The sequence below is a fragment of the Cupriavidus sp. FW305-26 genome (assembly GCF_058787975.1).
Genome location: NZ_JBYTAH010000143.1, coordinates 1 through 5043, shown reverse-complemented (window position 1 = coordinate 5043; position 5043 = coordinate 1). Strand labels below are relative to the sequence as shown.

Below are 5043 nucleotides of genomic sequence, written 5' to 3'. Positions count from 1 at the left end.
GGCTTCCGTGATGACCACTACTTCTTCTTGAAGATCCGGGCGGCCTTCCCCGGAAATCGGTGAAGAACCATTTTTTTCGATGGGTGGCCAAGGCGCTTTCGTCTGGGGCGCATACGGCGTGACGGCGCTGCTGTTCGCTGTCGAAGTCCTGCTGGTACTGCGCTGCGGCGTGTCGACTCGGCGCACGCTGGCAGATGCGCACCCCGCCGCGCCCGGCATGCGGCTGCAAGATCAACGGGGTACGCAATGAGGATGCTCAACAAGGCGCGCGGGCGACGCCTGCTCATGATCGCCGTGGGATTGCTGTTGCTTTGGACGGCTGCCGCATTGATCCTGAATGCCTTCCGCAGCAATATGGTGTTCTTCTTCTCGCCAAGCCAGCTCGCGGCAGGGGAGGGCCCGCGCGACAAGGCCTTCCGCCTTGGCGGCATGGTCGAGCGCGGCAGCCTGCGGCGCGCCCCGGATGGGCTGGGGGCGTCCTTCATACTGACCGATACGGTCAACCGGGTGCAGGTGGTCTACCGCGGCATGCTGCCCGATTTGTTTGGCGAAGGGCAGGGTGCCATTGCGTTCGGCCGCATGGGTGGCAACGGCATCTTCGCGGCCGAGGAGGTGCTGGCCAAGCATGATGAAGCGTACATGCCGCCGGAGGTCGCCGCTTCGCTCAAGCTCGCCGAAGCGGCGCAGAAAGGTGGGGCCAGATGATTCCCGAACTCGGTCAATGGTGCCTGGCGCTTGCGCTCGCGCTGTCGCTGTCGCAAGCGGCGCTGCCGCTCCTGGGGGCGGTGCGCGGCGTCGATGGCTGGATGCGCACCGCACATGCCGCAGCACGCATGCAGTTCCTGTTTCTCTCGCTGGCCTTTGTTTTCCTGTCGGCGGCGCTGCTGGGGAACGATTTTTCGGTGCGCTATGTCGCAAACCACTCGAACAGCAGCCTGCCGGCGATCTATCGCTTTGCCGCCGCCTGGGGCGGCCATGAGGGATCGTTGCTGCTTTGGTCACTACTGCTGGCAGCCTGGTCGGCCCTGGTGAGCTGGCGCAGCGACAGCCTGCCGCTGATGTTCTCGTCACGCGTGCTGGCCGTCCTGGGCATCGTGTCGAGCGGCTTCCTTTGCTTCATGCTGTTCACCTCGAATCCTTTCGAGCGCCTGTGGCCGGCGCCCCCGGACGGCGGTGACCTCAACCCACTGTTGCAGGACATCGGGCTGGTGATCCACCCGCCGATGCTGTATATCGGCTATGTCGGACTGGCGGTGCCCTTCGCGTTCTCGGTGGCCTCCCTTCTGACCGGGCGCATCGATTCACTCTGGGCACGCTGGTGCCGGCCATGGACCATCGGCGCCTGGCTGTTCCTGACACTCGGCATCGCCCTTGGCAGTGCCTGGGCCTACTACGAACTGGGTTGGGGCGGCTGGTGGTTCTGGGATCCGGTCGAGAATGCTTCCTTCATGCCATGGCTGCTTGCCACCGCGCTCATGCATTCGCTGGCGGTCACGGAAAAGCGGGGCATATTCGCCGGCTGGACCCTGTTGCTGGCGATCGCGGCCTTTGGCCTGAGCTTGCTGGGCGCCTTTCTGGTGCGCTCCGGCGTGCTGACCTCCGTGCATGCCTTTGCCGCGGATCCGGGGCGCGGCGTGTTCCTGCTGTCATTGTTCGCATTCATCGTCGGCGGCGCACTCTGTTTGTACGCGTGGCGCATGGGGCGCGTGCGGAGCAGTTCGGCGTTCGCGCCGTTCTCGCGCGAAGGGGTGCTGATGCTGAACAATCTGTTCCTGGCCGTAGCAACCGCGTCTGTTTTGCTGGGCACAGTCTATCCGCTGGCGCTCGATAGCCTGGGCCTGGCGAAGATATCAGTCGGTGCGCCGTATTTCGAGGCGGTGTTTGTGCCGCTGGTCGTGCCAATGCTGTTTCTGATGGGCGTGGGCCCGCTGATGCGCTGGAAGCATGCTTCGCTGCCGGATCTGAAGCGTCGGCTGAAATGGGCGCTGGCCGCGGCGCTTGCCTTTGGCCTGGTCACGCCCTGGCTGCTAGGCACATCGAGCATCGGCATCAGCCTCGGCCTCGCCCTGGCCGGCTGGATCACCTGTGCTCTGGTCGCGACCGCGGCCGAGAGCGTGCGCGACCGGCGCGGGGCAGGGGCGTTGCGCAGTCTGGCCGCCCGTCCGCTGTCGTTCCACGGCATGTTGATCGCGCACCTTGGCATTGCAGTGTGCATTGTCGGGGTCACCATGGTCGGCGGCTATGCAGGCGAACGCACGGTGAGCATGTCGGTCGGCGACTCGCTCGAGTTCCGCGACTACCGCTTCCGCTTCGACTCGGTGGAAACACTGGCGCGCGACAACTACCAGGCCCGGCGCGCGAGCATTACGGTGACGCGAGACGGCCAGCTGGTGACATTGCTGCGGCCAGAGAAGCGCTTCTATCCGGTTCAGCGCAAGGTGATGACCGAGGCGGCGATCGATCCCGGCCTGACGCGTGACCTCTATGTATCGCTTGGCGAAGCGTTGTCCGACGGTAGCTGGACTTTGCGGCTTTACCACAAGCCGTTCATAAGCTGGATCTGGTCCGGCTGCCTGCTGATGGCATTTGGCGGCTTGCTTGCGCTCGGCGACCGCCGCTATCGGGCGCGCACCGCGCCGGCCGCCACGCCGCTGAACCTGGGGGTGGAATGATGCGACGGTTTGTTCCTGCTGCGATCTTCATCATGCTCTTGCTGCTGCTCGGCCTCGGGCTTGCGCCGAGACCGAGCAGTCTGCCATCCCCCCTGATCGGCAAGAGCGCGCCGGCTTTCAGGCTGCCCTTGCTGGACGCGCCTCAGCAAACTGTGGCGCCTGCCGATCTGCGCGGACAGGTCTGGGTGCTGAACGTCTGGGCATCGTGGTGCGGCGCCTGCCGCGAGGAGCATCCGAAGCTGATGGAGCTGGCGCGCCTTACCCGGGTGCCCATCTATGGGCTGGATTACAAGGATGGGCGCGACGAGGCCGGTGCCTGGCTTGCGCGGCACGGCAACCCTTATCGCGCCAGTCTGTTCGATGCCGATGGCCGGGTCGGCATCGACTACGGCGTGTACGGTGTTCCGGAAACCTTCGTGATTGACCGTCGCGGCGTGATACGCCACAAGCATGTCGGTCCGCTGACCGAGGAGGTGGTGCGCAAAGAACTGTTGCCGATGTTGGCGGCGCTCGAGAACGAGCCGGACGTAGCACTGGCAAGCAGGGGAAAAGGGGGCTGACATGAAATCAAGCGTTCGCCGGTGGTGCGTACTTGGGTGTTTGCTGGGCGGTCTGCTGGCCAATGCAATCGGCGCCGAGCCGGCACAGGCCGATGCCGAGCAGGCTCTGCAGGCCCGGGTCATGAGGCTGGCCGTCGATCTGCGTTGCGTGGTATGCCAGAACCAGTCGCTTGCCGATTCCAATGCCAGCCTGGCGATTGACTTGCGCAGCGAGATTGCCGGCATGCTGCGCGATGGGAAAAGCGAGCGCGATGTGACCGAGTTCATGGTGCAGCGCTACGGCGATTTCGTGCTGTACAGCCCGCCGCTGCAGCCCACCACCTGGCTCCTGTGGCTTGGCCCGTTCCTGCTCATGTTGGTGGGAATGGTGGTGCTCTACCGGCATGCTGCCGGATCGCGGGCACGCGAGCGGGCGGGTAAGGCTGGCGGCAGCGAGGAGGGAAGCATATGACATCGGCGCAGGTATTCTGGGGATTCGCCACCGCCCTGACCATTGGTGCGCTGCTGACCGTATTGCAGCCAATGGTGGCAGGTATCGCCGTTGCGAAAGGCCGGGCGCGCCGGGTTCAGTTCCTGGCCGGGCTAGCTATCACGCTGGTGGCCCTGGCAGGGTATCTTGCTGTCGGCCGGCCGGACCTGATCGGGCCGGAATCCGGCAGCGGGTCAGGAGCAACGCTGCGGGAAACGTCGATTCCGCATCTGATCAAGCGTCTTGAGGCGCATCTGCAGCAACGGCCTGGCGATGCCGATGCCGCACTGTTGCTCGCGCGCTCATACTATGCCGCAGCCCGTTTCGCCGAGGCGGTGCCGGCGTTCGAGCGCGCATTCGTGCTGAAGGCACCCGCGGCACCGCAGCTTGCCGATTATGCCGATGCGCGTACTGCGCAAACAGGGGGCACTTTTGATGCGCAGGCACAGAAGGCTGTTGAACGCGCGCTGGCACTTGATGCGCAGCATGTGAAGTCGCTGTGGCTGGCGGGCAGCTTTGCCTTCAATGACCGGCGCCCTGCCGACGCGATTGTTTACTGGACGCGCCTGGCGCCATTGCTGCCAGCCGATTCCGAAGAGCTACGCCGTCTGCAGGCCAACATTGCTGGAGCGCGTGCGCAGGTGGGGACCGGTTCGGCTGTTGCGGGCAACAAGAAGCAGCTTTCCGGCACCGTAGCAATTGCCCCCGAATTGCAGGCGTCTGTTGGCAGCACCGACACGCTCTACGTATTCGCACGCGGGCTGCAAGGGCCGCCGATGCCGCTGGCTGTCTTCAAGGCAGTGCCTGGACGCTGGCCGGTGGCGTTTTCGCTGGACGAGAGCATGGCGGTGATGGGCGGTGCGCGCCTGAGTGAGCGGGAAAGCGCGATGGTTGTCGCACGAATCTCACGTTCCGGCCAGGCGATCGGCCAGCCAGGCGACCTGGAAAGCGGGGCGGTACAGGTGAAGGTGGGCGCTGCTGGCATCCAGCTGTTGATTGATACGGTAAGGAAATGAGGGTTGATCCGCGACGATCATAGGGTAGACGACCAGCTGCCGCTGCCCACAACGCCGCCCAGCGTCTCAGTAGCGGATTCTGTGGTCCCGCGATGTGCTGCTTGATCGCAACTTAATGGATTGCTTATGCGTCGGCTAAGAATATATGAATTTACCTTAAGTGGGTGAGCAGATATCTTTCCAGCATTGCCGCCACGCCGCCAAAGCACGCCTGGTGCATGCATCCCTACATTCACCAGCAGCGGAGTATGTCTTGAGCGTCAGCACTGAGCAGGTCACCGAAGCCCTGCGCACCGTCATCGACCCCAATACGGGCAAGGACCTGG

General features: G+C 64.3%; 8 protein-coding genes. 7 read left to right on the top strand and 1 reads right to left on the bottom strand.

Features of this window, described 5'->3' with window-relative positions; translation table 11 throughout:
- A partial coding sequence (locus AC3WQZ_RS35410) for a hypothetical protein (protein ID WP_492302137.1) occupies positions 1-186 on the bottom strand: 186 nt, incomplete at its 3' end.
- On the opposite strand from AC3WQZ_RS35410, the gene AC3WQZ_RS35405 reads away from it, so the two are divergent.
- From AC3WQZ_RS35405 to AC3WQZ_RS35375, 7 genes are all read left to right on the top strand, one after another.
- Positions 128-250 carry a hypothetical protein gene (locus AC3WQZ_RS35405; RefSeq protein ID WP_492302135.1) on the top strand — a complete coding sequence of 41 codons (123 nt, stop codon included), beginning with the start codon at positions 128-130 and terminating at the stop codon, positions 248-250. The two genes, AC3WQZ_RS35410 and AC3WQZ_RS35405, sit on opposite strands and share 59 nt — an antisense overlap.
- Positions 247-705 carry a cytochrome c maturation protein CcmE gene (gene ccmE / locus AC3WQZ_RS35400; RefSeq protein WP_037023989.1) on the top strand — a complete coding sequence of 153 codons (459 nt, stop codon included), beginning with the start codon at positions 247-249 and terminating at the stop codon, positions 703-705. The genes AC3WQZ_RS35405 and ccmE overlap by 4 nt, the downstream gene beginning before the upstream one ends.
- The gene (locus tag AC3WQZ_RS35395; RefSeq protein WP_492302133.1) at positions 702-2672 is read left to right on the top strand and encodes a heme lyase CcmF/NrfE family subunit; all 1971 of its coding nucleotides are present in this window, start codon (positions 702-704) and stop codon (positions 2670-2672) included. The genes ccmE and AC3WQZ_RS35395 overlap by 4 nt, the downstream gene beginning before the upstream one ends.
- Positions 2669-3232, top strand: a complete 564-nt coding sequence (locus tag AC3WQZ_RS35390) for a DsbE family thiol:disulfide interchange protein (protein ID WP_492294376.1) — start codon at positions 2669-2671, stop codon at positions 3230-3232. The genes AC3WQZ_RS35395 and AC3WQZ_RS35390 overlap by 4 nt, the downstream gene beginning before the upstream one ends.
- A 40-nt stretch (positions 3233-3272) precedes the next feature.
- Positions 3273-3683, top strand: a complete 411-nt coding sequence (locus AC3WQZ_RS35385) for a cytochrome c-type biogenesis protein (protein WP_010809678.1) — start codon at positions 3273-3275, stop codon at positions 3681-3683.
- Positions 3680-4717, top strand: a complete 1038-nt coding sequence (locus AC3WQZ_RS35380) for a tetratricopeptide repeat protein (protein WP_492302131.1) — start codon at positions 3680-3682, stop codon at positions 4715-4717. The genes AC3WQZ_RS35385 and AC3WQZ_RS35380 overlap by 4 nt, the downstream gene beginning before the upstream one ends.
- 253 nt (positions 4718-4970) lie before the next feature.
- Positions 4971-5043: iron-sulfur cluster assembly protein (locus tag AC3WQZ_RS35375; protein ID WP_492294627.1), on the top strand; the 73-nt coding region annotated here is incomplete at its 3' end.

Coding starts and splice junctions, on each gene's coding strand:
- AC3WQZ_RS35380 (WP_492302131.1), top strand. CDS start 3,680: ATGACATCGGCGCAGGTATTCTGGGGATTCGCCACCGCCCTGACCATT.
- AC3WQZ_RS35395 (WP_492302133.1), top strand. CDS start 702: ATGATTCCCGAACTCGGTCAATGGTGCCTGGCGCTTGCGCTCGCGCTG.
- AC3WQZ_RS35390 (WP_492294376.1), top strand. CDS start 2,669: ATGATGCGACGGTTTGTTCCTGCTGCGATCTTCATCATGCTCTTGCTG.
- ccmE (WP_037023989.1), top strand. CDS start 247: ATGAGGATGCTCAACAAGGCGCGCGGGCGACGCCTGCTCATGATCGCC.